The organism is Amycolatopsis sp. NPDC043889 (assembly GCF_056435645.1).
This window is the reverse complement of sequence record NZ_JBWKEC010000012.1, coordinates 162,963-189,311: the sequence shown is the minus strand read 5'-3', so window position 1 is coordinate 189,311 and position 26,349 is coordinate 162,963. Positions and strand designations below refer to the sequence as shown.

Sequence of the window (26,349 nt, the reverse complement as noted above, 5' to 3'; positions counted from 1 at the left end):
CAAGCAGGACTGTGGCCACCGAGCCGAACGATCTGGGCAAGTTGTTCATCGAGCGAGGCAACGCGGGCGATGTCGACGGACTGGTGGCGTTGTACGAACCGGGCGCCGTACTGGCGTTCCCGCCGGGCAACATCGCGACGGGGCACGCGGAGATCCGCAAGGTGTACGAGGAGTTCGTCGCGGCCGCGCCGGAACTCCTGCCGGGCAGGCAGCATCCGGCGCTGGTGGGCGGCGACCTGGCGCTCACGGCGTCCACGCTGACCACCGGTGAGGCGACCATCGAGGTCGCCCGCCGTCAGCCGGACGGGTCCTGGCTCTGGGTGCTGGACCAGCCGGTGTTCGTGCCGTGACGGGACGGCTCGCCGGTGACGGACCCGGGTCCGTCACCGGCGAGCCGTGCGCGGCGTCAGAGTGTGCAGTTCCTGGCCGAACCCGTGTTCACCTTGGCTCCGGTGAACTCCTCGATGATCGCGATGTTCTCCGGGGCATAGTTCTTGGCGACGATCTTGGCCACGTCCGCGCTGCCGAGTTTGGCGGCGTGGGGCGCGGATTGATCCAGCCAGTAGGCGGTACGGAGGAATTCGATGAGTACCAATTCGCGCAATTCGGGCTGGGCCTTGATCTTGGCCCAGTAATCGGGATGTTCGGTCTTGGCGACGCGAAGGTAGAGCTGAAGGTAGCGCAGGTTCGTCGCCGCGATGTCCCGCGAATTGCTCGCGCCCACGCCCTGGATGTACTCCGCGACGACCGTCGCCGCGGGCAATCCCATGAGCCCGGCGTTGAGTTCCGCGATGACTCCTTGGATCCGATACGAGCCCTGCTGCTGATCCCGCAGGTAGATGTCGTCCATCGAACGCGTGAGATCATCCGTGATCAGCGGCAGGATTTCGCGACGGGGGAATCCGCCGTGGATCGGGACCTTCATCGCCTTGCGGGAAGCGTCGATCCACGCCGAGACGTACACGTCCCACGATGTTCTCGAAGGATCCAGGTCCCACATGTGGGTCTCTTCGTGGATCGCCACCATCAGGGACTCCGCGAGCGCGTTAAAGCTGGTCTTGTTGACGAACTGGCTGAAGTACTTGTCCTTGGCCTGGGCGATCGCGAGGCCTTCGCCGCTCGGCCAGCGCCGCTTGTACACGGCTTGGATCGTCTGCAGCCACTTCGTGGACTGGAAACCGGCCTTTATGTCACTTACATCGGCTTTCGGTTGTACGGGTTCTTCATAACAGAAGGGGGCTCGGGCGGTCGCCGTCTCTTGAGCGGAGACGGGGAATGGGGTGAGGGACAGGGCGAGGCACGCGGTCAGCACGGTAATGCCATATCGGCGCATAAGGACCTCGGTTCACGGTAGGGTTTTCCGTGGGTCGGACGGAAGTGTCCCCCACCGATCACCGTCATTCAATGATCAGGCCCGGACTGCGGCTGTACAGGCTAGGAATTATGGCGGCGAACGGGCGAATCCGCGGCCAGCCGGGATCGGCGCATGCTGTAACCGAAGTAGATGAGCAGGCCGAGCGCCATCCAGCCGGCGAAGACGATCCAGGTCTCGCCGTCGAGGCTGAGCATCATGTAGCCGCAGCACAGCACCCCGAGGACCGGCGTCACGGGGGAGAACGGCACGCGGAACGAACGCGGGGCCTCCGGTTGCCGCTTTCGCAGCAGCAGGACGGCGACGTTCACCAGCCCGAAGGCGAACAGGGTGCCGATACTGGTGGCGTCGGCCAGTTTCCCGAGTGGGATGAACGCGGCCAGCGCCGCGACGAAGCCGGAGACCACCAGGGTGTTGATCCGGGGCGTGCCAGTCTTGGGATCCACTTTGGACAGGGAGGCGGGCACCAGTCCGTCGCGGGACATCGAGAAGAGGATGCGCGTCTGTCCGTAGAGGACGGTCAGCACGACACTGGAGATCGCCACGATCGCGCCGACGGCGAGCAGCCCGGCCCACAGCGGATTGTCGGACACGGCGCCGAGCACGTGCGAGAGTGCGGCCTCCTGGCCGTCGAAGTCCTGCCACGGCAACGCGCCGACCGCGGCCACGGCGACAAGGCAGTACAGCACGGTGACGATGGCGAGCGAGAGCAGGATCGCCCTCGGCAGGTCCCGCTGCGGGTTCTTCGCCTCCTCGCCCGCGGTCGACGCCGCGTCGAAGCCGATGTAGGAGAAGAAGAGCTTCGCGGCACCGGCGCTCAGTCCGGCCAGGCCGAGCGGCAGGAACGGGGTGAAGTTCGCCGCCCGCACCGCCGAGAACGCGATCGCACAGAACAGCACCAGCGTGCCGACCTTGATCACGACCATGATCGCGTTGGCCCGCGCGCTCTCCTTCGCGCCGGACAGCAACAGGAACATGGCGAGCAGCACGACGAGGATGGCCGGGACGTTGACGATCCCGCCCGAGCCCGGGGGCTGGCTGAACGCGTCGGGGATGGCGAAACCGAACGTCAGCCGCAGCAGTTCGTTGAGGTACTGCCCCCAGCCGACGGCCACCGACGCCACCGAGACGCCGTACTCGAGCACCAGGCACCAGCCGCAGACCCAGGCGACCAGCTCGCCGAGCGTGGCGTACGCGTAGGAGTAGGACGAACCGGACACCGGGATCATTCCGGCGAGCTCGGCGTAGGAAAGCGCCGAGAACAGCGCGGTGATGCCGGCGAGCACGAACGACAGCACGACCGCGGGGCCCGCCACGGGGACCGCTTCGCCGAGCACGACGAAGATCCCGCTGCCCAGCGTCGCGCCGATGCTGAGCATGGTCAGCTGCCCAAGGCCGAGGGATCGCTTCAGCGTGCCGTGATCACTGTCGGCGATCAGATCGGCGACCGGTTTCCGCCGCACCGCCGCGGCTCGCAGAGTCATGCCGAGGACCGTATCTGCCGTGCCGGACACGCAGAACAGGAGATCGTTGCCGGGTTACCTGGATTACAGGCGATTCGTTGAATGGTACCGGCGACGCTCAAGCACCCGAAAGTTGCCGATCGTGCACCCTGCGCCAGATCAGCAGGGAGAGCACCGCGCCGCACAGGCAGAGGAACATGTCCCACTGCGTGTCCCAGACATCTCCCTGGGTGCCGAGGAAATCGTCCGCGCCCGCACCGGCGACCATCGCGCTGAACCATTCCACGAACTCGAAACCGGCGGCGATCGTCACGCAGACGCTGACGGTCAGGAACGCGACCCAGGCGCCGGGCCGCAGCGGGGTCCGGCGCAGCAGCACCTCGCGCACGGCGATCGCCGGGACGAAACCCTGGACGACGTGGGCGAACCGGTCGTAGTTGTTCCGCTGAGTGTCCATCAGCCCCTGCACCCATTCCCCGGCCGGGGTCTCCGCGTAGGTGTACTGCCCGCCGTAACACAGCACGATCGCGTGCAGCACCAGTAGCCAGCACAGCAAGCGGGTCAAGGGAAAGCGCTTGCGCAGGGCCACCACCAGCGGCAGCCCGATCAGCACCCAGACGACTTCCAGCAGCCAGGTGCCGGGGGACCTGGCCAGGACACCGGTCACCACGAGCACGACGACCACGGAGCCGGCCAGCAGGATGCCTTCCGTCCGGCCGACTCCGCGCACCATGCGTGGGACCCTACTGTGACGGGCCCCGGCTCGCTCAGTTCAGCTTGCGCATGTCGGCGGGCAGGCCGCCGCCGGCATAGACGTCCTCGGCGAGCTTCGCGAGCGCGGTGAGCGCGACGTTCTGGCTGAACGGCCCGTAGGACACCCGGGAGACGCCGAGCTTCTGCGCGGTGGCCAGCGGGATCGAGCCCGGGACGCCGATCAGGTTCACCTTGCGCTCGCCCAGCGCCTCGACCAGCCTGCCGACCTGGGTCTCGTCGAGCTTGCCGGGCACGAAGACGTTCGACGCGCCGGCGTCCAGGTACGCGCGGCCCCGGGTGATCGCGTCGGCCAGCACCTCCTCGGGGTCACGGTCGCCCGCCCGGAGGAAGGCGTCGGTGCGGGCGTTGAGCACGAAGTCGATCCCGGCGGACTGGGCGGCGGCGACCGCGGCCTCGACGGCCTTGACCGACTCGTCCAGCGGTTTCATCTGGTCTTCGAGGTTGCAGCCGGCCGCGCCCGCCTCGATCGCGCGGGCGACCGTGCCGCCCGGGTCGCCGTAACCCGCTTCCAGGTCCGCTGTGACCGGCAGGTCGCCCGCCACCCGGACGATCAGGGCGACCTCGGCGATCATCTCGTCGCGGGGGATCACCTCGCCGTCGGGGTAGCCGCGGGCGGCGGCGATACCGTGGCTCGGGGTGGCGAGAGCTTGTGTACCAGGGGTTTCGGCGACGACCTTCGCGGTGATCGCGTCCCACACGTTGACGACGAGCAGCAGTTCGGGGGCGGCGTGCAATTCCTGCAGCCGGGTGGCCTTCTCGGCGATGGAAACCATGCCTTCAATGTAGAGGTTTCGCCCGGCGGCGCCGATTCCTGTTACACGCCGGGCCGGAGCGGCGACTGGTAGGGATAGCACTTCGAGGGAGGTCCCGTGGAGCTGACGATCAACGCCGCCGGCGACGAACAAGCGCTGACCGAGTTCTACAGCTGGCTCCGCGACGACGTCGGCGTGACGCGGTCCGCGACGAACAGCCTCGCGGGCTCGCGGAGCACAGGGGAGATGGGGGTCTTCGAGGTCATCTGCCTGTCCATCGGCTCGCTGACCGGGCTGGCGAATCTGGGCATCGCCTGGAGCGACTTCCTCCGCTTCCGCAAGGAAACGCCCCCGTTCACCATCACGGTCGAGAGGGAGCTGACCGCCGAACAGCGCGCCATGCTCCGGAACCTGGACCTGCCGCTTTCGTGGTGAGGGGAGTCGGACCGCGCGACACCAAGGGCTCCGGTGAGTGCGCCCGCAGGTGGTCGTGAGTGGCGTTTCGGGTTCTAACCCGAAACGCCACTCACGACCACCTGGACCGAACGGCCACCGACGGCCGCACCTTCGCCTTACGACCCCGCGCCGCTTCCCAGCCACCGCAACGTTTCCAGTGCGACGGCCACGTCAACCGCGTTCTCCGCCAGCGGCCGGGGGAGCAGTTCGTCGGCCCGTGCCAGCCGCCGGACGACGGTGTTCCGGTGGGTGTAGAGCCGTTCCGCGGTCCGTGTCGTGTTGCCCAGTTCGTGCACGTAGGCCCGCACCGTCTCCCGGGTCTCGGCGTCGGCGTGCCGGAGTTCGCCGAGGGTGTCGGCGATGAATTCGCCCGCCTGCGCCGGATCGCCGGTGAGCAGGGCGAGCAGCTGGATGTCCTGGTACCGCGCGATCTGCTGTGGCGAGGTGAGCCGGGCGAGCATCCGCTGGGTGGCGGCGGCGTCCAGATGGCTGCGGCGGAATCCGTCGATCCCGCTGCCGGGCCGTCCCAGCGCGACCCGGACGTCGGGGTGCGGCGCGAGGTCTTCGGCGAGCCGGTCCGCGCGCGGCGGGGTCCGGCCGGGCAGCCAGACCCACAGGGCGGCGGCGCTGGCGACGACGGTCAGCCGGTGTGAAGCGCCGCTCGCCCGCATGAGCGTTTCCGCGGCGGTTTCGAGCTGCTGGGACGACGGTGTCGCCGAGCCGCTCCAGACGATCGCGGCCGTATGCGGTCCGGCGAGCGGGTAGCCGAGCTGGGCCTCGGCCCGCGAGCGGCTGATGGGCGCGCCTTCCAGCAGCAGGGTGACCGTGGCCCGCCGCTCGGCGTGGGCGCCGCGGGTCAGTTCCGAGCGTTCGGCGGCCATCCGTTCGGACACGGCGGCGACGGTGTCCTCGATGAACGTGGTGATCGACAACGACGAGACGTCCAGCAGTTCGCGGAGCAGGACCGGGTCCGACGTGAGGTCGAAACAGATCTCGATCCACCGGCGCCAGGCCACCCCCTGCGCCCGCCGGTAGGCGTCGAGGCCGCCGGAGTCGAAGCCGCGCCGCACCATGTCGCGAGCGCCGTCGAGCACTTCCCGGTTCAGGTTGGCGGCGACGCGTTCACCGGGGCGCTGCACGTTGGCGGCCGCCCAGTGCAGCAGATTCGCCAGATTGGCGCGTTTGGTCCCCTCGGTGAGCACGGGGTCCTCGGCGACCGCGCGCATACTGCCCCCGCCGAGCGAGGCCTCGTGCAGCTCCTCGATCCATTCGGCACGCGGATGCAGCACGATCTCCGCGCCCCGCCGGAAGAGGTCACGCGCCTCGGGCGACAGGGTCGGCCATGGCGATGCGGCACTTTGCACCATAGGTCCATCATGATGGTGCAGATAGTGCTAGCGCAATTCCCCACCTGCCCCGCATCGTGGAGGCAACCGAGACGAGGCTGGAGTACCGCATGACGACGAGCACACCCGTCGAGCACCTCGACGTGGTCATCATCGGTGCCGGGATTTCCGGGATCGGGGCCGCGCGCTACCTGAAGACCGAGAACCCTGGCAAGACGTTCGCCATCCTGGAGGCGCGCGGCGCGTCCGGCGGTACCTGGGATCTGTTCCGCTACCCGGGCATCCGGTCGGACTCCGATCTCCACACCTTCGGCTACGAGTTCAAGCCGTGGCGGGACAAGCAGTCCATCGCCGACGCGCCCCGGATCCTGTCGTACCTGCGCGAGACGGTCGCCGAGAACGGCCTCGAACCCGCCATCCGCTACCACCACAAGCTGCTCTCGGCCGCCTGGTCGAGCGACGAGGCCCGCTGGCTGCTCGAGATCGAGCGGACCGACACCGGCGAGCGCACCAGCCTCAGCGCGGGCTGGCTGTTCAACGCGGGCGGTTACTACCGCTACGACGAGGGCTTCACCCCGCGTTTCGAGGGCCGGGACCGGTTCGCCGGCACGATCGTGCACCCGCAGCACTGGCCCGAGGATCTCGACTACGCGGGCAAGCGCGTCGTCGTGATCGGCAGCGGCGCCACCGCGGTCACCCTGATCCCGGCGATGGCGGGCACCGCGGCGCACGTGACGATGCTGCAGCGCACCCCGACCTACGTCATGCCGGTGCCGCGCGAGGACAAGATCGCCAACGGCCTGCGCAAGATCCTCGGCGAGGAGCGGGCCTACGCGCTCACTCGCCGCAAGAACATCCGCAAGGGACTGGCGGTCTGGCAGTTCTGCCAGAAGTTCCCGAAGACCGCCCGCGGGCTCATCCGTTACGTCAACAAGAAGCAGCTTCCCAAGGGCTATCCGGTCGATGAGCACTTCAACCCGCCGTACGACCCGTGGGACCAGCGGCTGTGCGCCGTGCCCGGCGGTGACCTGTTCGCCGCCATCCGCAAGGGGCAGGCCGACGTCGTCACCGACAAGATCGCGACCTTCACCGAAAAGGGGATTCTGCTCGAATCCGAGCGCGAGCTGGAGGCGGACATCATCGTCACCGCCACCGGCCTGAACCTCCAGGTGTTCGGCGGGGCCACGCTCAGCGTCGACGGCAAACCGGTGATCCTGCCGGAAACCGTCGCGTACAAGGGAATGATGCTTTCGGACGTGCCGAACGCCGCGTTCGCGATCGGCTACACGAACTCGTCGTGGACGCTCAAGATCGGCCTGCTGTGCGAGCATTTCTGCCGTCTGCTGGCGCATATGGACGCCCACGGCCATGACGTCTGCCGTCCCGTCGTCGCCGACCCGGACATGCCGACGAAGCCGTTCCTGGACTTCGCCGCCGGATACGTCCAGCGCGCTCTCGACCAGCTCCCGCGTCAGGGTGACCGCATGCCGTGGCTGACGTCGATGAGCTACCACTCCGACATCAAGCTGCTGCGCGCGGACGACATCACCGACCCGGAGCTGCACTTTTCGCACGCCGAGGTCCGGGAAGCGGTGAGTTCATGAGCGACAGCTTCGCCGAGCTGCCCGGCGGCCCGCGGATCTGCTACCGCGAGGACGGCCCGGCCGACGGTGTACCGCTGGTGCTGATCGCCGGTCTCGGTCTCGACCTCACGTCGTGGCCGCGGACGATGATCGAGGGGTTCATCGGTCGTGGTTTCCGCGTCATCCGGTTCGACAACCGCGACGCGGGCTGCTCGGATCGCATCAAGGCGCCGAATCCTGGCAAGCTCCGGCAACTGCTGGCTCGGCCGCTCCCTGACGCCTACGACCTGGGCTACATGGCGGCGGACACCGTCGGCCTGCTGGACCACCTGGACGTCGAGAAGGCGCATCTGGTCGGTATGTCGATGGGCGGCATGATCGCCCAGACGGTCGCTGCCCGGAACCCCGGCCGCGTCCTGTCGCTGACGTCGATCTTCTCCACCACTGGACATCGTCGCGTCGGGCAGCCTGCGAAGTCGACGTTGCTGCGCATGGCGAGGCGGCCCGCCCAGACGGTCGAGGAATCCGTGGTCGGGCACCTGTCGTTGATGGGTCACCTCGGCTCGGCCACGTTCCCGCTGGACAAGGACGTCGAAACGGCCTGGGCCGAGGGCCTGTGGGAACGGGCAGGGGGACGGCGCGCCCGCAGCGGTATCGCCCGGCAGATCGGCGCGATCCAGGCCAGCGGCGACCGCACCGCCGAACTCGCCCGCATCACCTGTCCGACGGTCGTGGTCCACGGCGACACCGATCGCATGGTCCACCACAGCGGGGGGCGGGCGACGGCCAAGGCCATCAGGGGTGCCCGCTACGTCGAAATCCCCGGCATGGGGCACCACATCGCCCCGGACCTGATCGAGCGGCTCGTCGAGCTGACCGCCGAAGTGGCCCTCGACCCGGCGGGAGAAACCCGATGAGCAGTGTTCGCGGCAAGGTCGCCGTCGTCACCGGTGCCGGTTCCGGCATCGGCCGTCAGCTGGCCCTCGAACTCGCGCGGCGCGGTGCCCGGCTCGCGGTGTCCGATGTGGACGAAGGCGGGCTGGCCGACACCGTCGCCGAGGTCAAGGCCTTGGGCGCGGAAGTGCAGGGCGCCACGCTGGACGTCAGCGACCGGACGGCCGTGCTGGAGTACGCGACCGCCGTCGCTGGGCAGTTCGGTGTGGTGCATCAGATCTACAACAACGCGGGGATCGCCGGCGGCGGGCAGACCGTGCTCGACGCCGACTGGGAGCTGTACGACCGCACGCTCGCGGTCAACCTCTTCGGCGTCATCAACGGCACCAAGGCTTTCCTGCCGCATCTGATCGACTCCGGCGACGGCCAGGTCGTCAACGTCTCCAGTCTCAACGGGTTCATGGCCCAGCCGACGCTCAGTGCCTACTGCGCCAGCAAGTTCGGCGTTCGCGGCTTCACCGAAGCGCTGCGCACCGAGATGATCGCGGCCGGGCATCCGGTGCGGGTGACCGTCGTCCACCCGGGCGGGGTCAAGACCGGCATCGCCTCGGCGGCGTTGAAGGAAGCCGAGGCCCGCGGCATCGAGCCCACCGCCGAACAGCGGGAACGCGTCCGGGTGTACAACGAAAAGCTGCTGAAGATGCCGGCCGGCCAAGCTGCCCGCATCATCGTCGACGGGGTCGAGGCAGGAAAGCCTCGGGTGCTCGTCGGGAACGACGCGAAACTGGTCGACCGGCTCGTCCGGCTGCTCCCGCGCCGGTACCCGAAACTGATCGTCGACTTCGAGCGGCGGCGTCTCGCTCGCTAGGCGTCGACGCTCCGGTGCCCGAACAAGCCGAGCAGCCAGGTGTAGCGGACGGCTTCGCGCGCCTGGCCGTAGGCGTCTTCGGTGCCGATCCAGATGGCCTGCGTGATCAGTTCGATGGTGGCGGCGACGACCGTGCGCGCGGTGAACGGCGGCGGTGACGGCACCGCGGGATCGGTGGCGCGCAGCCATCTCGCCGTCCGGTCGAAGACGGCTTCCCCAGCGCGCAAGGTGTTCTCCCGTACTTCGAGCCCCGCGTCGCCGAGCGCGTAGATCTCCAGCAGGACGGCGCGGACGGCGATGGGACGCCGGTGCACGTAGTCGACGAGGAAGCCGCAGCAGGCGGAGACGGCGTCCAGCGGGGTCGCTGCTTCGGCGCCCGCGGCGACGCCCTGGGTGATGAACTCGGTGGTGATCTCGCGATAGGCGGCGAGGAACGCGTCCTGCTTGCCGGTGAACTGTTCGTAGAACGAGGTCCGGGACACGCCCGCCGTGGCGGTGATGTGGCCGACGGTGGTGGCGACGTAGCCGCGCTTGCCGGTGTTCTCCAGTACCGCGTCGATCAGTCGAGCGCGCTGGGTCTCGGCGACCTCGTCACGGCTGAGGTTGTGGGGCCCCTTCGGCAGCTTGCGGTGCTCGGTCACGTGCGGCACCGTACCGGCTCGGAAGTCCGTGAAGGCCTCCTTCCCTACTCTCAGGGTAGGGAAGGAGGCCTTCACGGACACGCGGGATCAGCTGACCGGCACCTCCGGGGCAAGGGAGTTGCCGGGCGCGATCTTCCCGCAGCTGGACGGCGCGGTCTTGCCCGCGAACCGGTCGTTGAGCCAGCCGATGGCCTGCGGCGCCCAGGCGACGGCCGCCCCGACGTGGCTCAGCGTGTTGTACTGGTCGTACTTGATCGACTTGTTGCCGGTGTCGCAGTACTGCCGCGCGAGCGAGCGCACGTCACCGGCGACCATCACCCCGTCGCCGGTCCCGATCCCCGGCGGGTTGCCGAAAGTGCCTTCCACGACACCGTTGTTGCCCTGCGCGATGTAGCCGGGCACGGTGGGCGTCGGCGCGGAACCGAGGTTGATCTTGTTCACGGCCTCGACGTACGGCAGCACCTTGTTCGGGTTGACGTACTCGGGCTTGACGAATTTCTCCCACGTCAGCCCTGGATACCGGCCGAGCGCGTCGACGATCGACGCCTTCTCCATGTCCTTGAGCACCTGAAGGCCGTAAGAATTCGCGTACGGTTTGAGATCGATGCCGAAGGAACGCGAGACGCCGATCAGCGCCATCGGAATGACCCCGGTCCACGCGACGCTGCCGTTGACGTACTTGAGATTGTGCGACGGTTTGACGAGCACTCCGCCTTCGGTGAAACCGACGAGGTTCTTGTTGACCTCGGGCGCGTAATCCGGCGCGAGCGCGGCGGCCCAGCCGGTCGCGATGGCGCCGCCCGAATACCCGATGAGACCGAACCGGGTCTTGTCGTTCATTCCCGTTTCCGGTGCCTTCGTCGCGGCACGGATGGAATCCAGGGTGTTCGTGCCGTATTCCGGCCCGGCCGCGAAGTTCGCCTTCTGGCCTTCGGTGTCGGGAATGACGACGTTGTAGCCCAGCAGCAACGCGGGCGCGATGAACAGTGCCTCCGCGTTGGCGATCAGGCCGCCGAGCGAGACGTCACCGGCGATCGCCCTCGACGGGCCGTGTTCGGGGTTGAGCGAGTCGTAGAACGATTGGTACGAAACGGCTTTGGTGGTGTCGCCGGTGAGGCTGCGCACCACCGAAGTGACGTTGGCGGACGGCTTCCCCTGCGCGTCGGTGCTCCGGTAGAGCAACTGGGTCACCTTGAGCGGCGTGGAAATACCGACGACGTGGTAATTCAGCGTCCGGGTCTTCAACACGGTCCCGGGGCTGTACGACGACAGCGGATCGCTGCCGTCGTAGCTGTAGAACGGATCGGTGGCGGGGACGGCGGAGGCGGCGGGCGCGGCGGCGAAACCGACGATGACGGCGATCGCGACGGCCAGCAGACGAGCGGGCTTTCGGGTCATGACTCCCCTTTGAATCATGAAGTGGATCACGTTCGGATGCCCGGAACCTACCAGTCGGTAACTGATGATGTACAGACTCGTACATGATTAATTGCGCGACGTTGACCTTTCTTCCGCTCCCGTTCGGACGGAGCACGGCTCGGGCAGGGTCCGGGTTGTGATCCAGCACAAAAGCGGCAGTGCGATCAACGGGACCAAGGCCGTTCGCAAGGAGGTGTGGTCGGCGACCGTCCCGATGACGGGGCTCGCCAGACCGCCGATGCTGACCGTCAGGCCGAGGGTGACGCCACTGGCGGTGCCGACGCGCGTGGGGAGGTAGTCCTGGGCGAGCGTGATCTGCAGGGAGAACGGGATGTACAGGCCTACCGCGGCCAGCAGGACGAAGGGGAAGAACGCCGGGCCCGGTACGAACACGACACCCGCGACCGCGCCGACGGTGGCCGGATACGACCGGCTCACCACGGTGACGCGGTCCCGGCGCCCGGCCAGCCTGCTGCCGAGCACCGTGCCCGCGGCGCCGCCGAGGTAGAGCAGGAACAGGGCGGCGCTGCCCGTCCCCGTGCCGCCTCCGGCTCGTTGCTGCGCGTAGAGCGAGACGAACGTGCTCAGTCCGACGAACACGATCGAGCGGAAGACGACGGCCACCGACAGCTTCGTGAACGACCTCCAGTCGTCGACCCCTGTCACCTCCGTCGACGAGCCGCCGGTGCGGGCAGTCCTGGCGAGGGCGAGCAGCACGGGCAGGCACAGCACGGAACCGGCCAGCGCCGGTACGACGAGCAGTGGTGACATCCGCAGGCCGCCGAGTGTCATGACCGCGGCGACGAGTACGGGGGCGGCGGCGAAGCCGATGTTCCCGCCGAGGGAGAACCAGCCCATGGCCGTATGCCCGCCACCGCCGGCGATCCTCGCGACCCGCGCGGCCTCGGGGTGATAGGCGGCCACCCCGATTCCCGATACGGCTACAAAAGTCAGCGTCAACGCGTAGGAGTCGACCAGCCCGCCGAGAGCGATGCCGAGCCCGCCGAGGAGCGTGGCGGCCGGCAGCAACCACGGCATCGCCCACCGATCGGTCAGCGCGCCGAACAACGGCTGCGCCACCGACGACAGCAACGAAGCGGCGAGCACGATGCCGGACACCGCCGCGTAGCCGTAGGCGCGCTCAGCGGCGAAGAACGGCACCAGTGCGGCGACCGAACCCTGGTACACGTCCACGCACGCGTGTCCGGCCGACAGCAGGACGATCGCTTTGTTCTTCGGCACGTCGCCATGCTCGTCGCGGGCGGCCTTGTCGCGCTTCCGATAAATTGACAATCGATGACGGAAATCCGCCACATGCCCGCGGCGCCGACCCAGGTCCGGTCCCTGGCCTCCGGCACGACGATCGACGCGCACCGCCACGACGATCACCAGGTCGCCTACGCCGCTCGCGGCGTACTGGCCATCACCACCGACAGGGGCTCCTGGGTCGCGCCCGCCACGAGGGCCATCTGGGTGCCCGCCGGGACCGTGCACGCCCATCAGGCGCACGGCGACCTCGAACTCCGCCTCGTCGGCCTGCCCGCCACCGTGAACCCGTTGCGGCTGACCGAACCGAGCGTGCTGGCCGTCGGACCGCTCCTGCGCGAACTCATCCGCGCCTACACCGATCCGCCGCACGACGACACCCCGGAACGACGGCGGCTGCGCGCGGTACTGCTCGATCGGCTTCGCGTCTCGCCGCAGCAACCTCTGCACCTGCCGACGCCCGCCGACCCGCGGCTGCGCGCACTGTGCGAGATCCTCAGCGCCGATCCGGCCGACAACCGGACGCTGGCCGCTCTCGGCGCGCGGGTGGGGGCGAGTGATCGCACCCTGGCACGGCTCTTCAAAGCCGACCTCGGCATGACCTTTCCGCAATGGCGCACGCAGCTGCGGCTCTGCCGCGCTTTGGTCCTTCTGGCCGAGGACACCCCGGTGACCGCGGTGGCGCATGCTTGCGGCTGGTCGTCCACCAGCGCGTTCATCGACGTCTTCCGCCGCGCCTTCGGGCATACGCCGGGCACGCACTACGAGCGGTGAACGCGAAAGCGGGGCCGGTCCACAAAGGACCGGCCCCGCTCGTCGTTCGCTTCTTACGCCTCGCTACGGCGACGGCGCACCAGCAGCACCATCAGCACACCCGCGCCGAGGAGCGCGCCGCCGATGATCAGCGGCATGGTCGCGGAAGCACCGGTGTTGGCCAGCTCGTCGCCGCCACCCGATTCGGCGCCACCGGGGGTGGTGGGGGCCGGGGTTTCGGTGACGGGCGCGCCGCCCTGCTTCCAGCTCGCGGTCGCGTTCGCGACGACCGAGGTCTTCTCGGACTCCGCGACGATCAGGGACTGGGCGGGCACCTTGTCGTAGTTCTCGCCCACGAACAGGCGGCCGGTGTCGAGGTGGCCGCTGACCTTCAGCGAGAACGAGCCGGAGCCGTCCTTGGCGTCCTTGGGGACGTCGACGTAGACCTTGGTGCCGTCCTTGACGTCGGCGGCCTTGATCTCCTTGCCGTCGGCGTCGGTGACCTTGACACCCTCGGGCAGCTTGCTCGTCAGCTCGGTGATGTCACCGCTCGTGGCGATGCTGAACGGGCCGATCCGGGTACCGGTGGCGCCGTCGGCCTTGGCCGGGCCGATGTTCAGGGTCGGCTTCGGCTGCTGGCCGATGCCGGCGTTGTCCTTGCCGACGAGGTAGTCGTAGAGGGCCAGCACATCGGCGGAGTCTTCCGCGGCGCCGCCCGAAATCGGGTTGGCGCGCTTCAGGTCCTTGCCGTCACTGAAGTGCCAGACCGCGGCCTGCGTCGCGGTGATGGCCTCCTTGACGGAGAGGCCGCCGTTGAGCTTGACGTCGCTCTTGCCGAGCGTGCCCTCGAGCGCCTTGACCGACGCCGCCGGGTAGCCGTGGTGCAGCACCCAGTTGAGCTTCGCGCTGTTCTTGTTGAACGGCGAGTTGGTGTCCGGGTACTTGTTCCACGGACGTTCGATCATGTCCTGATCGGTGCGCATGCCGACCTCGACCTGCACGCAGTACATCTTGAGCTTGCTGCCGTCCGACAGCTTCAGCGTGAACAGCACCGTGTCGGCGGGCTTGCCGTTCTCGAAGTTGACGCCGAACCCGCCATTGCCCTCTTTTTGGACGACCCGGCCCCGCGCCGCGCCGTCATCGGCGAGGGCGGCCGGAGCGGCCATCGTCAACGCGACGGCCGCGGTGGCCACCGCGATCCCGCCGCGAACCAGAACTGACCTGCCGTGCATGTGTCTCCCATCCGGATACGGACCACGAATGCCAGCGCCGCATGCGACCACAGGCCCCGACCGCAACGGCTCGCCCGATCGGGGGATAACTAATCCCATCGAGCGAGAGCGGAGCATACAGAGGTCTCACAAGTCGCTACTCAGGGGTATGGCTGATGTCCGAATTGCCCCGAACGAAGGGTGAACGTCAGGAAAACGATCTTGGGCGGGTAGAGAACGATTCTCCGGGGGAAAGAAACCGACGGAAAGCTCGCGAATGGAGGTACCGGCGCTCCTCCGGTCGCTGTTGAATTGGACCAGACCATTCACTGGCGATTGGAGTCCCTCATGACGCGACGGCACCTCCGCCGGGGGTTGTCCCTGGTGGCCGGACTCGCCTTGGCGGGCGCGCTGCTCCCGACCGCGAGTAGTGCGGAACCCCGGGAAACGCGGGGTGTTCCGCTCGGCGAGCTGACCGCCACGGCGACCAAGGTCGCGTCCGGGCTGGTCAATCCGACCGCGATCACGGCACTGAACGACGGGAGCGGCCGGATCCTCATCGTGGAGAAGAGAGGCGTCGTCCGGGCCTACCATCCCCGGACCGGGCTCGCCGCCAAGCCGGTTCTGGACATCAGCGACAAGGTGAACGGCGCGGACGTCGAGCGCGGGCTGCTCGGCCTGGCGATCGCCAAGGACAGGCGGGCTTACGTCGCGTACACCCGCAAGTCCGACAGCGCGGTGACGCTGTCCCGCGTCCGGCTGGACACCGGCGAGCTCACCGAGCTGATCACCCAGCCGCATTCCGAGTTCCCCAACCACAACGGCGGCCAGCTGGCGTTCGGTCCGGACGGGTATCTGTACTGGGGGATCGGTGACGGCGGCGGAGGCGGCGATCCGCTGGCCAGTGGGCAGCGCCTGGACACGTTGCTGGGCAAGATCCTGCGTATCGACGTGAACCGCGCGTGCCGTCCGCTGAAGTACTGCGTCCCGGCAGGTAATCCGTTCGTCGGCGTCGCGGGCGCGCGTCCGGAGATCTGGTCGTACGGGCTCCGCAATCCGTGGCGGTTCTCCTTCGACCCCGCCGACGGTTCGCTGTGGATCGGCGACGTCGGCCAGGGCCGGTTCGAGGAGGTCGACCACCTCGCCAAGGGCAAGGGCGGCGCGAACTTCGGCTGGTCCTGCAAAGAGGGGCCGGTCGTGTTCGACGAGACGCGCTGCGAGGACGGCGTGACCTACACCGAGCCGGTCTTCCACTACATCTCCGGCGCGGAAGGCTGCGCGGTGATCGGCGGGCACGTCTACCGCGGCAAGAAGTACGCGGCACTGGCGGGCGGGACCTATCTCGCCACCGACTTCTGCCAGGGGACGGCCTGGGCCGTCCGCAAGAAGACCGACGGCACCTACGAAAGCGCCCGGATCGGCGAATTCCCGCTCGACGCCACGACGTTCGGCACCGACCAGAACGGCGAGCTGTACCTGGCCGACGAACAGCCCGGCGGACTGCACCGGATCTCGTTCGCGCGCAAGGGCTGACGAGACTCCCCGGCCGCGTCCGCCCGGCGCGGCCGGGGCACCCGGTCGCGTTTCATCAAGTTTTCATCATCCCTCCATAGCGTGAGGTCGTCCGGTGAAAACAGTGATGGAGGGCGACGTGGAGCAATCATTCCCACCCGGAGGCGCGCAGTGGCCGCCGCCGCAGGGCTGGGTCCCGCAACCGGTACCGGCGCCGCCCGCCCGGAAACCCCGGTGGCTGCTGTTCGGCGGGATCGCCGGACTGGTGCTGGTGCTCCTCGCGGGTCTGACGACCTGGCTGCTGTGGCCGTCGAAGGCGGGCCGTGAACCCTTCGAGCAGGCACTCGCCGGCCTTTCCTCGGCGCCCGCCGTCCGGAACAGCACGTCCACCGTCGGTGGGATGATCAAGACGGACGTCAAGACCACCGCGTACGGCGAGACGTCCGGCACGTTGTCCTTCCAGGGCAAGAAGATCGACATCCTGGTCGTCGGCGGCAAGGTCTACTTCAAGGCGCCGGACGGCATGCTGCCCGGGGCGATGGCGGACGCCGGCGGGACCGACGAGCTCAAGGACCGGTGGATGACCGGCGAGGACGCGCTGTTCGGCCCGGCTCTGCAGCAGTTCGAATCCCCGGAGAAGCTCGCCGCCCGGTTGCGCGCGGCGATGGACCAGGCGGACGAGATCCCCGGGGACCAGAACGAGACCGTCCGGGACGTTCCGGCGCTCAAGGCGAGCACGCCCGCGGGTGACCTGTACGTCTCGAAGGAGGCACCGCACCGTCTTCTCCGCTACTCCGTGAAGATGCCCGGCGGGATACCGTCCATGCCCGGCGCGGAGTCACGGCCGTCGATGCCGTCCGGCGCCGGCCTCGGCGAGTCCGATGTGGACGCTCTGTCGCCTCAAGAGACCAGCGCCGTTTACGAGACCCTGATGGTGAACGCCCAGAAGCTGTCCGGCGCCGTCGACACCAGCGTGCGGTTCGACATGGACGGCGCGGCCACCGTCGCGTGCAGTTCGGCGGGCTGCACGGTGACGGCGAACGTGTCCAACTCCGCCTCAGCGAACAACGGTGGGAAGGTCAGCGGCCAGGTCAACGCCACGATGACCGCGAACGTGACCATCGGTGGCCGCTCGGCGGGCAGTTGCCGGGAAACCGCCAGCCTGCCGTTGAACGGCTCGGCCTCGATCAGCTGTGTCAATGGCGGGGCCGGGAGCGTCTTCTCGTCCGTCGAAGCGGAGAAGAAGGCGGATGCCGAGGCGCGGTCACGTGCCTCCGGCGGGGTGCCGGTCCAGTACCGGATCGAGAGCATCGCGTCGGTCGCCGTGCTGGCCCAGGCGGTCGGGGAGGTCGAGGTCAGCCGTCTGGTCAGCGAGCTGGCCGAACGGCGGTCGAAGTTCGGCGGCTGACCGGATAAAGAACAGCGCCGGGCGAACGGCTTCGATGCCGCGCGCCCGGCGCTTTCGCGTCCCGTTCGTCCGGGTCAGTCCGTACCGGATTCGATCGCGGCGTGGTCCAGCAGTTCGTCCTCGGCCGAAGCCTTGCCGCGCGAGGCGATCGCCTGCGCGCCGCCCGCGTCCATGGCCCCGATCAGGCCGGTCGACGCGGCCTGCGCGGCGCCGATCAGCGTCGGGTGCCCGCCGCCGACCATGCCGAGCCCGGCGTACTGCTCGAGCTTGGCGCGTGAGTCCGCGATGTCGAGGTTCCGCATGGTGAGCTGGCCGATCCGGTCCACCGGGCCGAACGCCGAGTCCTCGGTGCGCTCCATGGACAGCTTGTCCGGGTGGTAGCTGAAGAACGGGCCGGTGGTGTCGAGGATCGAGTAGTCCTCGCCGCGCCGCAGCCGGAGGGTGACCTCGCCGGTGACGGCCGCGCCGACCCACCGCTGCAGCGATTCGCGCAGCATCATCGCCTGCGGGTCCAGCCAGCGGCCTTCGTACATGAGCCTGCCGAGACGACGGCCTTCGTTGTGGTAGCTGGCGAGGGTGTCCTCGTTGTGGATCGCGTTGACGAGCCGCTCGTACGCCGCGTGCAGTAGCGCCATGCCCGGCGCCTCGTAGATACCGCGGCTCTTGGCCTCGATGATCCGGTTCTCGATCTGGTCGGACATGCCGAGCCCGTGCCGCCCGCCGATGGCGTTGGCCTCCAGGACCAGGTCGACCGCGGTGGCGAACTCCTTGCCGTTGATCGTCACCGGGCGGCCCTGTTCGAAGCCGATCGTGACGTCCTCCGGCGCGATCTCGACCTCGGGGTCCCAGAACCGGACGCCCATGATCGGGTTCACGATCTCGATGCCGGTGTCGAGGTGTTCCAGCGACTTGGCCTCGTGCGTCGCGCCCCAGATGTTCGCGTCGGTGGAGTAGGCCTTCTCGGTGCTGTCCCGGTACGGCAGGCCGTGGGCCTGCAGCCACTCGGACATCTCCTTGCGGCCGCCGAGCTCGCTGACGAACGCGGCGTCCAGCCACGGCTTGTAGATCCGCAGGGACGGGTTCGCGAGCAGCCCGTAGCGGTAGAACCGCTCGATGTCGTTGCCCTTGAAGGTGGACCCGTCGCCCCAGATCTGGACGTCGTCCTCGAGCATCGCGCGCACCAGCAGCGTGCCGGTGACCGCGCGGCCGAGCGGGGTCGTGTTGAAGTAGGTGCGGCCGCCGTTGCGGATGTGGAAGGCGCCGCAGGCCAGCGCCGCGAGCCCTTCCTCGACCAACGCGGCCTTGCAGTCGACGGCGCGCGCGATCTCGGCGCCGTAGGCCTTCGCCCGGCCCGGGACCGACGCGATGTCGGGTTCGTCGTACTGGCCGATGTCAGCGGTGTAGGTGCACGGCACTGCACCCTTCTCGCGCATCCACGCGACCGCTACCGAGGTGTCGAGGCCGCCGGAGAAGGCGATCCCGACGCGTTCGCCGACAGGCAGAGAGGTGAGTACCTTGGACATGATGGAAGTATATGCATAGGAGTGTATGACCATGCAAGCCGGGGTGGGCAGGGCAACTCGGGTGGGTGGCCGCGTGGGTCGTGAGTGGCGATTCGGGTTCTAACCGTCGTTACCACTCACGAGGGGACCTGGGCCAGCCTGAACGTGCCGTTGCCGGCGTTCTGGTGTCCGTGAAGGCCTCCTTCCCTACCTTGAGCGTAGGGAAGGAGGCCTTCACGGACCCGCGATCGACCGGCAGTCACCTCCGGTAGGTACGCAAGACACCGTTGGCTCTAACCCGAATCGCCACTCACGACCTGTCCGCGGACCCGTCCGTGCCGAATACCTGGCATGAAGACTTCGCGGGCCGACCGGGAACCACGCCTCCCTCTTCTCGGGGCTGCGCTGATCGGTGTCGTGGCCCTCGCCGCGGCACTGGCGGCCGGTCACCTGGTGGCCGGGTTCATCAGCGCCAACGCCTCGCCGTACCTCGCGGTCGGCAACGGGGCGATCGATCTGACGCCGGTGGAGCTGAAGGACTTCGCGGTCCGGACGTTCGGCGTCTACGACAAGCTCGTCCTGCTCGGCGGGATGGCCGTCGTGATGGTGCTCGCCGCCGCCGTGGCGGGAATCGTCTCGCGCCGGTCACCTGTTCCGGGGGTCGTGCTGATCGCCGCCTTCGGTCTGCTGGGCGGACTCGCCGTGTCGCAGCGTCCCGACCTCTCCCTGGTCGCTCTGCTCGCGCCGCTGGCCAGCCTGATCGCAGGGGTCGGCGTCTTCCTCTGGTTGCATCGCCTGGCCTCGGCCAGGTCGCGGGCCGAGGAGGAGCCTTCCGGCGCCGCCCCGTCCCGCAGGTCGGTGCTGCTGGCCGGAGCCGGTGCCGTCGTCGCCGCGGGTGCGGCGGGCGCCGGAGGGCAGCTCCTCGCCGGTACTCGAGACGCGGAGTCTTCGCGGACGGCTATCGGACGGCTCGTTCCCGTCAAGCCGGCACCGCCGATCCCGGCCGATGCGGATTTCGCCAAACTGGGCACGCCGACGTTCCTCACCTCGAACCGTGACTTCTACCGCGTCGACACCGCGCTGTCGGTGCCGCAGGTCCGCGCCGAGGACTGGAGCCTCCGGCTGCACGGCATGGTGCGCAACGAAAAACGGTTCGGCTACGACGACATCCGCAACCGGCCGCTGATCGAGCGCACCATCACCATGACCTGCGTGTCCAACGAGGTCGGCGGGACCTACGTGTCCACGGCGAACTTCATCGGCGTCGACCTCGGGGATCTGCTGCGGGAGGCCGAAGTCCTGCCCGGTGCCGAGCAGATCTTCTCCACCAGTGTCGACGCCTGGACGGCGGGCAGCCCGGTCGTGGCCGCGCTCGACCCGGAGCGGGGCGCGATGCTGGCGATCGGGATGAACGGCGAACCGCTCCCGGTCGAACATGGTTTTCCCGCGCGAATGGTGATCCCCGGTCTCTACGGCTATGTTTCGGCGACGAAATGGGTCCAAGACCTGGAGATCACCACCTGGAAAGCGCGCCGCGCGTACTGGCTCGACCGTGGCTGGGGTGAACAGGCCCCGATCAAAACGCAGTCCAGGATCGACAGCCCGAAAGGATTCGAAACGGTACCCGCGGGCAAGGTCCGGATCTCGGGCGTGGCGTGGGCGCAGCACACCGGTGTCGAGCGGGTCGAAGTCCGGCTCGGCGCGAGCGGAAACTGGCAGCCCGCAACGCTTTCCCGCGAGGTGAACATCGACACCTGGCGGATGTGGTGGAGTGAATTCGAGGTCCCGGCGGGGAGTCATCAGGTCACCGTCCGGGCCGTCGACAAATCCGGCTACACCCAGACCGACGCCCGTGCCGGAACCGTTCCGGACGGCGCGACGGGCTGGCATGTCATCAGTTTCACCGCACGGTGATCGGCGTCACTCGAAAGAGTGGCAATCCGATTTCGCGGTAGGTCCGAATACCCGGCAAGAGTCCGAAAAACAAATGGAGTGATTTTCCGTGAGCAAGCTTCGCGTCGCAGGAATCGGTTTCACCGCGGTCGCCGCGCTGGCACTGTCCGCCTGCAGCAGCAACGACAGCGCTTCGTCCGGCAGCTCCAGCAGCGCCCCCGCGCCCGCCCCGTCCTCGTCGATGTCGGCCCCGATGTCCAGCGCCGCTTCCGGTGACGGCGTCACCACCAACGCCGACGTGTTCGGCCCGGCCTGTTCGCAGCTGCCGCAGGGCAGTGCGCCCGGTTCGCTGGACTCGATGGGCCCGCAGCCGGTCGCCAGCGCCGCCTCGACCAACCCGCTGCTGACCAAGCTGGTCGCCGCGGTGAAGGCCACCAACCTGGTCGACACGCTCAACAGCCAGCAGGCCATCACCGTGTTCGCCCCGGCGGACCCCGCCTTCCAGGCACTGGGTGACGCCAAGTTCAACGAGCTGGCCGGCAAGCCGGACGAACTGGCCCCGATCCTGCAGTACCACGTCGTCGGCAAGCGTTACGACGCCAAGGGCCTGGAGTCCGCCAAGTCCGTGGAGAGCCTGAACACCGCGGGCGGCCCGGTCAAGATCGAGGGCTCCGGCGAGAACATGACCGTCAACGGCGCGAAGGTGCTGTGCGGCAACATCCCCACCAAGAACGCCACCGTTTTCGTCATCGACAAGGTGCTGACCCCGGGCACCAACAAGAACTAGGTCCCCACACCCTGATCGCGGTGGCCACGCTCTCGGGCGTGGCCACCGCGATCTGCGTGTCAGGGAACGAGTGCGGCGGCGTCCACGTCGGTCACGACGATCCGCAGGCTCGCGTTCTCCCACGGGGTTCCGGTGAGCACCGTGCGCAGGGCGGCCCCGGCGACCTCCGTGAGCGGCGGGATCGGCACCTCCAGCGCGACCACGCGGATCTCGACGACGTTCTCGGAGATGTCGACGGCCATCACGTCGAGGTCCCACGGCACCGCCGAGGCGGCGGCCGTGGTGGACGGTGTCGCCGCGCGGAGCCCCGGCACCTCGCGGAGCGTGCTCAGCAGCGACGCGGTCAATTCGGAACGTGCGGTCACAACAGTCCTCCACGGATTTCGATGTCCAAAATGGACACCGAGACGGCCGACGGGGTGAGCCCGGTCGCCTCGGTGACCGCCTTGCCGACGGCACGCTGTACCGCCTGCGCTGTCGCCGCGGCCTGGTCCAGCCCGGAGAGGGAGAGGTCGATCTCCACCCGGACGTCCGGCGGATCGTGCTCGACGAACGCGCGGACGCCTTCCGTCGGCGCCGGTTCGAGGCCTTTGATCCGCTGCCGCGCGATCCGGGTCAGCGAGCCGGCCAGCCCGCGCAATCCGGGTTCCAGGCGGACCACGCCGGGGACCCGGGCCGCGGCGTGCGCGGCGACGGCCGCGATCACCGGAGGGGAGATCACCGTCTCGACCGATGGTCTGGCCGGGGCCTGCTCACGCGTCATAGATGTCCTCCACCACCAGATCGAGCCGGGCCAGCCGGAGACCCACCCTGGCGCCGGCCGCCGCCGTGACCCGCTCGCGGACGAGGTCCAGCGAGTCACCGTCGAAATCATGCGCGATCGCCAGGCTCAGCTCCACGTCCACGGCCAGCGCGTCGGTGTCTTCGCCCGACCGGTGGACCCGGCAACGCCGCGCGCGGACACCGTCCACGGAGTCCGCGGCGAACCGCAGCACCGCCGCGACCGCCTGATCGCTCACCTGCACGTCGCCCGGTTCCGGGCTGGCCAGCGGCACCAGGTCCCGGCGCCGCACCTCGGTGCGGATCGCGGACATGATCCGGCTGGTGAGATCCGGCGAGGGCTCGGCGTCGTCTTCGGCCAGTTCCCTGGTCAGCCCGCGCAGCACCCGGAGGCTCTCGCGGGTCGCCCGGCAGTGCGGGCAGTCGAGTTCGTGCGTGTCCGCCCGGCCGGCGTCGACCTCGTCGAGCCGGTCCCAGATCTGTTCCACATCACGGCCGCACGGCAGCAGGTAGTCCCGGGTCGCGTGGTTCATCGCCATGGCGCCATCACCTCCGCCAACTGTGCTCGTGCTCGCGCGATGCGTCCGCGCACCGCGGTGGTGGTCGCCCCGATCGCCTTCGCGATCTCCTCGTAGGAGCGCCCGTGGACCTCGCGCAACAGCCAGCAGGCCCGTTGCTCGGCGGTCAGCTGGTCCAACGCCCCGGTCAGCGCCGTCATCTGCGCGCTCGTCTCGGCCGCGCGATCCGGCCGCCCCGCCGAACCGGCGGACTCCTGCTGGTCCAGTTCGACGTCGGCCACCGGCTTCCTGGCGCGGATCACGTTCAGGCACCGGTTGGTCGTCATCCGGTAGAGCCAGCCGACGAACGCCGCGTCCTCCTGCAGCTGATCGAGCCGCCGCCAGGCGACGAGGAACACCTCCTGGACGACGTCCTCGGCGTCGCCTTTGTTCCCCAGCATCCGCAGCGCCAGCCGGTACATCGGCCCCTGGAACCGCAGGACGAGCTGCTCGTACGCGCGGATCTCGCCGTCGCGGGCGCGCGCCACCAGCGTCGCGTCGTCCAGCACGGTTTCGCCGGCCGCGAGCGGTTCGGTTCTCTCCGAAGTCGTCATCGAGCGCACCTGTGCAGCGCCGTCATGCCGAAGCTCCCTTCACATCACCATGTAAGACACTGCTTCCCCGGAAACGTCACGCGGGAAACCCAGCCGACCACGGCGCCGCGGATGGCGCACGCCGAAGTCAGGTGATCGCCCGGCGGCGGAACGCCCAGAGACCCGCGGGGGTGAGCACGATCAGCGCCAAGGCCAGCGCGAGCGCGCACGGCCACGCGGGCAGGTGAGCGATCTGCGGCGTCAGCGCGCCACGCAGGCCTTCGCTGACGTAGGTCATCGGGTTCAGCGCGCACAACGCCCGGAACCAGGGGACCGCGGCGAGTTCGGGGAAGGGGAACTGGGCGGAACCGGTGAACAGCAGCGGCGGCATCACGAGCGAGAAGGTGATCCCGATCCGGGCGGGGGAGACGAGTGAGCCGATCGTCACCCCGGCCGCGCCGCCCGCCAGCGCGCCGAGCACGGTGTACCCCAGCGCAGCCGGGAGCCCGGCCGCCCGCCAGGACAGCTCGCCGAGCACAAGCGCGCCGACCGGGACCATGAGAACGGCCGTGACCAGTCCTCGCGACGCCGCCGCGAAGATCCGCTCGACGACGATCCAGGCGAGCGACACGGGCGCCCGCAGCCTGTTCTCGATGGTGCGGGTGGCGAATTCCATGGCGAGCGGGAAGGACGCGTTCTGGGCGGCGGCGAAGAAGGCGTTCAGCGCGACGAGGCCGGGCAGGAGCAACCGCGCGTAGCCGGGCGGGGTGTAGCCGAGCGCGCCGAGGACCTTCCCGAACACCAGCAGCATCAGCAGGGGTTGCATGAGCACCTGCGCCAGCACCCCGCCGAGCTGCTTCCGGGTGATGAGCAGATCGTGTTCCAGCAGTCCCCAGAACACTCGCCACGGACTCGGAGGCATATAGAAAGCGTACGCTTGCTTATCCCCGTATCGGACCTGGGTTTCCTGCAAAAAAGGCAAGTGCTAGCGTTGTATTGTGAGTGCAGCCACGCAGACCGCCGAATCGGTGCGCTGGGCCGTTTCGCGGTTGTCGTCCCGTCTCCGGGCCGAGCAACCCGGCGAAGACCGGAGCCTGAGCAGGCTGGCCGCGTCGGTGCTGGCGAACCTGCGGCACAGCGGGCCGCTGACCGTCAGCGCGCTCGCCGCGATCGAGGGATTGCAGCCGCAGTCGCTGACCAGGGTGCTGAACGCGCTCGAGGCTGAAGGCCGCGTGGCCCGGCGCCCCGACGAGCGCGACCGGCGGGCTCAGCGGATCGTGATCACCGAGGCCGGCCGAGAGGCCCTGCGAGAGCATGTGCGGGACGGCAACCGCTGGCTGGCCCAGGCGCTCGGCGAAGCGCTGACCCCAGCCGAACGGGAGATCGTGCGGGTGGCGGCGGGACTGCTGCTCCAGGTCGCCGAGCACGGAGCCGGGGACGAGCGCGGCCATGGTGCCGCGCCGCCGCTCTGAATCAGCTCTGACGGGCGAGCGCGGGGTACTCGTCGAGGGTGATGTCGGTGGCCAGCTTGTCGGTCACCCACAGCATCGAGCGCAGCAGAAGCCGCCGCCGGAACATCTGGTTGCGCAGCTTGATCCGCAGGTTCGTCGGCGGCGCGAGGAACGGGCCGGCGTTCGCGGTGCGGGCCACCTTGGCGTAGCCGCGGAACTTCTCGTCGTAGCGGCGGAAGGCGAGCTCGTGGTCGCCGTCCGCCGCGGCGAGCTCGCCGGCGATGACGTACGCGGCCACGATCGCGAGCCCGGTGCCGAAGCCACCCAGTGTGTTGCCGTAGGCCGCGTCACCGAGGAGTGCGACGCGTCCGGTGGAGTAGCCGTCCATCGCGACCCGGGCGATCGAGTCCAGGTAGACGTCGTCCGAGCGCTTCACCATCTCCAGCAGTTCGGGCAGCCGCCAGCCGCCGCCTGCGAACGCGGTGGCCAGGATCTCCTTCTGCTGTCCGATGTCGTACCGGTCGTAGCGGAGCTCGGGGGAGGCGAACACGAAGAACGCGCTGGCCTTGGGCCCGCCGGTGGCCGCCATGCGGCCGGGCTCGTTGTACATCACCGCCGGGCCGCCGTCGGTCTCGCCGGTCTCGACCAGGGCGTAGTAGTGGCCGAGGTGTTCCACGTAGTCGGCTTCCGGGCCGAACGCCAGCCGCCGCACGGTGGAGTGGATGCCGTCGGCGCCGAAGCGGTCGAATCGCCGAAGACGTACTCGCAGTCCCGCTCGGACCGTGCGTGGAGGATCCGGGCCAGGTCGCCGCGGCCGATCTCGACGTCGCCGCCGGTGAACTCGCCGGGCAGGACGGCGAGCGGCCGTCCCTCGGCGTCGACGATGGTCTGGTCGAGCCCACCGGTCTGGTGCTCGCGGATCGTCGAGGATGCCCATCCGCTCCAGCACGAAGCGGTGGGTGGCGCCCTTGAAGTCGACCGCCTGGCCGCCGCCGCGGAGTTCCGGCGACCGCTCGACGACGGTGACCGCGTAACCCTGGCGGGAGAGCCAGAAGGCGAGGGCTGGACCGGCGATGCTGGCGCCGGAGATGAGAACTGTCCTGTTCGTCATGGCCGGAGCTTCGCGGG

Annotated in this window: 26 protein-coding genes and 1 pseudogene; 11 read left to right on the top strand and 16 right to left on the bottom strand. The window is 68.9% G+C overall.

Annotation, left to right across the window (positions count from 1 at the left end; all coding sequences use genetic code 11):
* Positions 1 to 11: 11 nt before the first annotated feature.
* A complete protein-coding gene (locus tag AC0685_RS23235; RefSeq protein ID WP_340688774.1) occupies positions 12 to 350 on the top strand; it encodes a YybH family protein in 339 nt (112 codons plus the stop codon).
* A gap of 56 nt (positions 351 to 406) precedes the next feature.
* Here the strand turns inward: AC0685_RS23235 and AC0685_RS23230 are convergent, their stop codons facing one another.
* The 4 genes from AC0685_RS23230 to AC0685_RS23215 form a co-directional block, all read right to left on the bottom strand.
* Positions 407 to 1,141, bottom strand: coding sequence for a hypothetical protein (locus AC0685_RS23230; RefSeq protein ID WP_478227450.1), 735 nt, complete (start codon positions 1,139 to 1,141; stop codon positions 407 to 409).
* A gap of 293 nt (positions 1,142 to 1,434) precedes the next feature.
* Entirely contained in the window at positions 1,435 to 2,856 is a 1,422-nt protein-coding gene (locus AC0685_RS23225) for an amino acid permease (protein WP_478227449.1), read from the bottom strand.
* A gap of 97 nt (positions 2,857 to 2,953) precedes the next feature.
* Positions 2,954 to 3,568 (bottom strand): DUF2238 domain-containing protein, encoded by a 615-nt coding sequence (locus tag AC0685_RS23220; RefSeq protein ID WP_478227448.1) that lies wholly within the window; start codon positions 3,566 to 3,568, stop codon positions 2,954 to 2,956.
* A 34-nt stretch (positions 3,569 to 3,602) separates the two neighbouring features.
* Positions 3,603 to 4,382 carry an isocitrate lyase/PEP mutase family protein gene (locus tag AC0685_RS23215; protein WP_478227447.1) on the bottom strand — a complete coding sequence of 260 codons (780 nt, stop codon included), beginning with the start codon at positions 4,380 to 4,382 and terminating at the stop codon, positions 3,603 to 3,605.
* Positions 4,383 to 4,478: 96 nt separating this feature from the next.
* On the opposite strand from AC0685_RS23215, the gene AC0685_RS23210 reads away from it, so the two are divergent.
* The gene (locus AC0685_RS23210) at positions 4,479 to 4,796 is read left to right on the top strand and encodes an effector-associated constant component EACC1 (protein WP_478227446.1); all 318 of its coding nucleotides are present in this window, start codon (positions 4,479 to 4,481) and stop codon (positions 4,794 to 4,796) included.
* 137 nt (positions 4,797 to 4,933) lie between these two features.
* Here AC0685_RS23210 and AC0685_RS23205 read toward each other — a convergent pair whose 3' ends face one another.
* Positions 4,934 to 6,184, bottom strand: coding sequence for a PucR family transcriptional regulator (locus AC0685_RS23205; RefSeq protein WP_478227445.1), 1,251 nt, complete (start codon positions 6,182 to 6,184; stop codon positions 4,934 to 4,936).
* 89 nt (positions 6,185 to 6,273) lie between these two features.
* Between AC0685_RS23205 and AC0685_RS23200 the strand changes: the two genes are divergently transcribed.
* Genes AC0685_RS23200 through AC0685_RS23190 form a run of 3 tightly spaced genes read left to right on the top strand, consistent with a single transcriptional unit; the run spans position 6,274 to position 9,508 of the window.
* Complete coding sequence (locus AC0685_RS23200; protein WP_478227444.1) at positions 6,274 to 7,767, top strand: flavin-containing monooxygenase; 1,494 nt, start codon at positions 6,274 to 6,276, stop codon at positions 7,765 to 7,767.
* The gene (locus AC0685_RS23195; protein ID WP_478227443.1) at positions 7,764 to 8,663 is read left to right on the top strand and encodes an alpha/beta fold hydrolase; all 900 of its coding nucleotides are present in this window, start codon (positions 7,764 to 7,766) and stop codon (positions 8,661 to 8,663) included. The genes AC0685_RS23200 and AC0685_RS23195 overlap by 4 nt, the downstream gene beginning before the upstream one ends.
* Positions 8,660 to 9,508, top strand: coding sequence for an SDR family NAD(P)-dependent oxidoreductase (locus AC0685_RS23190; protein WP_478227442.1), 849 nt, complete (start codon positions 8,660 to 8,662; stop codon positions 9,506 to 9,508). The genes AC0685_RS23195 and AC0685_RS23190 overlap by 4 nt, the downstream gene beginning before the upstream one ends.
* Here AC0685_RS23190 and AC0685_RS23185 read toward each other — a convergent pair.
* The 3 genes from AC0685_RS23185 to AC0685_RS23175 all read right to left on the bottom strand — a co-directional run bounded on the left by AC0685_RS23185 (position 9,505) and on the right by AC0685_RS23175 (position 12,810).
* Positions 9,505 to 10,149 carry a TetR/AcrR family transcriptional regulator gene (locus AC0685_RS23185; protein ID WP_478227441.1) on the bottom strand — a complete coding sequence of 215 codons (645 nt, stop codon included), beginning with the start codon at positions 10,147 to 10,149 and terminating at the stop codon, positions 9,505 to 9,507. The two genes, AC0685_RS23190 and AC0685_RS23185, sit on opposite strands and share 4 nt — an antisense overlap.
* Positions 10,150 to 10,236: 87 nt before the next feature.
* On the bottom strand, positions 10,237 to 11,547 hold the full coding sequence (locus AC0685_RS23180; RefSeq protein ID WP_478227440.1) for a lipase family protein: 1,311 nt from the start codon (positions 11,545 to 11,547) through the stop codon (positions 10,237 to 10,239).
* Between the two features lie 87 nt (positions 11,548 to 11,634).
* Positions 11,635 to 12,810 carry an MFS transporter gene (locus tag AC0685_RS23175; protein WP_478227439.1) on the bottom strand — a complete coding sequence of 392 codons (1,176 nt, stop codon included), beginning with the start codon at positions 12,808 to 12,810 and terminating at the stop codon, positions 11,635 to 11,637.
* Between the two features lie 54 nt (positions 12,811 to 12,864).
* Here AC0685_RS23175 and AC0685_RS23170 point away from each other — a divergent pair, with 54 nt between their 5' ends.
* Positions 12,865 to 13,608 (top strand): AraC family transcriptional regulator, encoded by a 744-nt coding sequence (locus AC0685_RS23170; RefSeq protein ID WP_478227438.1) that lies wholly within the window; start codon positions 12,865 to 12,867, stop codon positions 13,606 to 13,608.
* Positions 13,609 to 13,661: 53 nt separating this feature from the next.
* On the opposite strand, the gene AC0685_RS23165 is transcribed toward AC0685_RS23170, so the two are convergent.
* Positions 13,662 to 14,819, bottom strand: a complete 1,158-nt coding sequence (locus tag AC0685_RS23165; protein WP_478227437.1) for a thioester domain-containing protein — start codon at positions 14,817 to 14,819, stop codon at positions 13,662 to 13,664.
* A gap of 327 nt (positions 14,820 to 15,146) precedes the next feature.
* On the opposite strand from AC0685_RS23165, the gene AC0685_RS23160 reads away from it, so the two are divergent.
* Together AC0685_RS23160 and AC0685_RS23155 are read left to right on the top strand one after the other, a co-directional pair.
* Positions 15,147 to 16,331 carry a PQQ-dependent sugar dehydrogenase gene (locus AC0685_RS23160; RefSeq protein ID WP_478227436.1) on the top strand — a complete coding sequence of 395 codons (1,185 nt, stop codon included), beginning with the start codon at positions 15,147 to 15,149 and terminating at the stop codon, positions 16,329 to 16,331.
* Between the two features lie 118 nt (positions 16,332 to 16,449).
* Complete coding sequence (locus AC0685_RS23155; RefSeq protein ID WP_478227435.1) at positions 16,450 to 17,718, top strand: SON protein; 1,269 nt, start codon at positions 16,450 to 16,452, stop codon at positions 17,716 to 17,718.
* Between the two features lie 74 nt (positions 17,719 to 17,792).
* Here AC0685_RS23155 and argG read toward each other — a convergent pair whose 3' ends face one another.
* Positions 17,793 to 19,241 (bottom strand): argininosuccinate synthase, encoded by a 1,449-nt coding sequence (gene argG / locus AC0685_RS23150; protein WP_378436634.1) that lies wholly within the window; start codon positions 19,239 to 19,241, stop codon positions 17,793 to 17,795.
* Positions 19,242 to 19,571: 330 nt separating this feature from the next.
* Here argG and AC0685_RS23145 point away from each other — a divergent pair, with 330 nt between their 5' ends.
* Together AC0685_RS23145 and AC0685_RS23140 are read left to right on the top strand one after the other, a co-directional pair.
* Positions 19,572 to 21,134 carry a molybdopterin-dependent oxidoreductase gene (locus tag AC0685_RS23145; RefSeq protein ID WP_478227434.1) on the top strand — a complete coding sequence of 521 codons (1,563 nt, stop codon included), beginning with the start codon at positions 19,572 to 19,574 and terminating at the stop codon, positions 21,132 to 21,134.
* 88 nt (positions 21,135 to 21,222) lie between these two features.
* Entirely contained in the window at positions 21,223 to 21,900 is a 678-nt protein-coding gene (locus AC0685_RS23140) for a fasciclin domain-containing protein (RefSeq protein WP_478227433.1), read from the top strand.
* A gap of 59 nt (positions 21,901 to 21,959) precedes the next feature.
* On the opposite strand, the gene AC0685_RS23135 is transcribed toward AC0685_RS23140, so the two are convergent.
* The 5 genes from AC0685_RS23135 to AC0685_RS23115 all read right to left on the bottom strand — a co-directional run bounded on the left by AC0685_RS23135 (position 21,960) and on the right by AC0685_RS23115 (position 24,692).
* On the bottom strand, positions 21,960 to 22,265 hold the full coding sequence (locus AC0685_RS23135) for a hypothetical protein (RefSeq protein WP_340684071.1): 306 nt from the start codon (positions 22,263 to 22,265) through the stop codon (positions 21,960 to 21,962).
* Complete coding sequence (locus AC0685_RS23130) at positions 22,262 to 22,663, bottom strand: Asp23/Gls24 family envelope stress response protein (RefSeq protein ID WP_478227432.1); 402 nt, start codon at positions 22,661 to 22,663, stop codon at positions 22,262 to 22,264. Before AC0685_RS23130 ends, AC0685_RS23135 begins: the two co-directional genes overlap by 4 nt.
* Positions 22,653 to 23,219: an Asp23/Gls24 family envelope stress response protein gene (locus tag AC0685_RS23125; protein WP_478227431.1), complete on the bottom strand. Its 567-nt coding sequence runs from the start codon at positions 23,217 to 23,219 to the stop codon at positions 22,653 to 22,655. Before AC0685_RS23125 ends, AC0685_RS23130 begins: the two co-directional genes overlap by 11 nt.
* A complete protein-coding gene (locus AC0685_RS23120; RefSeq protein ID WP_340684068.1) occupies positions 23,210 to 23,791 on the bottom strand; it encodes an RNA polymerase sigma factor in 582 nt (193 codons plus the stop codon). The genes AC0685_RS23125 and AC0685_RS23120 overlap by 10 nt, the downstream gene beginning before the upstream one ends.
* 127 nt (positions 23,792 to 23,918) lie before the next feature.
* On the bottom strand, positions 23,919 to 24,692 hold the full coding sequence (locus AC0685_RS23115) for an ABC transporter permease (RefSeq protein WP_478227430.1): 774 nt from the start codon (positions 24,690 to 24,692) through the stop codon (positions 23,919 to 23,921).
* Between the two features lie 76 nt (positions 24,693 to 24,768).
* Between AC0685_RS23115 and AC0685_RS23110 the strand changes: the two genes are divergently transcribed.
* A complete protein-coding gene (locus AC0685_RS23110) occupies positions 24,769 to 25,242 on the top strand; it encodes a MarR family winged helix-turn-helix transcriptional regulator (RefSeq protein ID WP_478227429.1) in 474 nt (157 codons plus the stop codon).
* 1 nt (position 25,243) lies between these two features.
* Here AC0685_RS23110 and AC0685_RS23105 read toward each other — a convergent pair.
* Positions 25,244 to 26,332: pseudogene (locus tag AC0685_RS23105) on the bottom strand (Rossmann-fold NAD(P)-binding domain-containing protein).
* Positions 26,333 to 26,349: the final 17 nt, after the last annotated feature.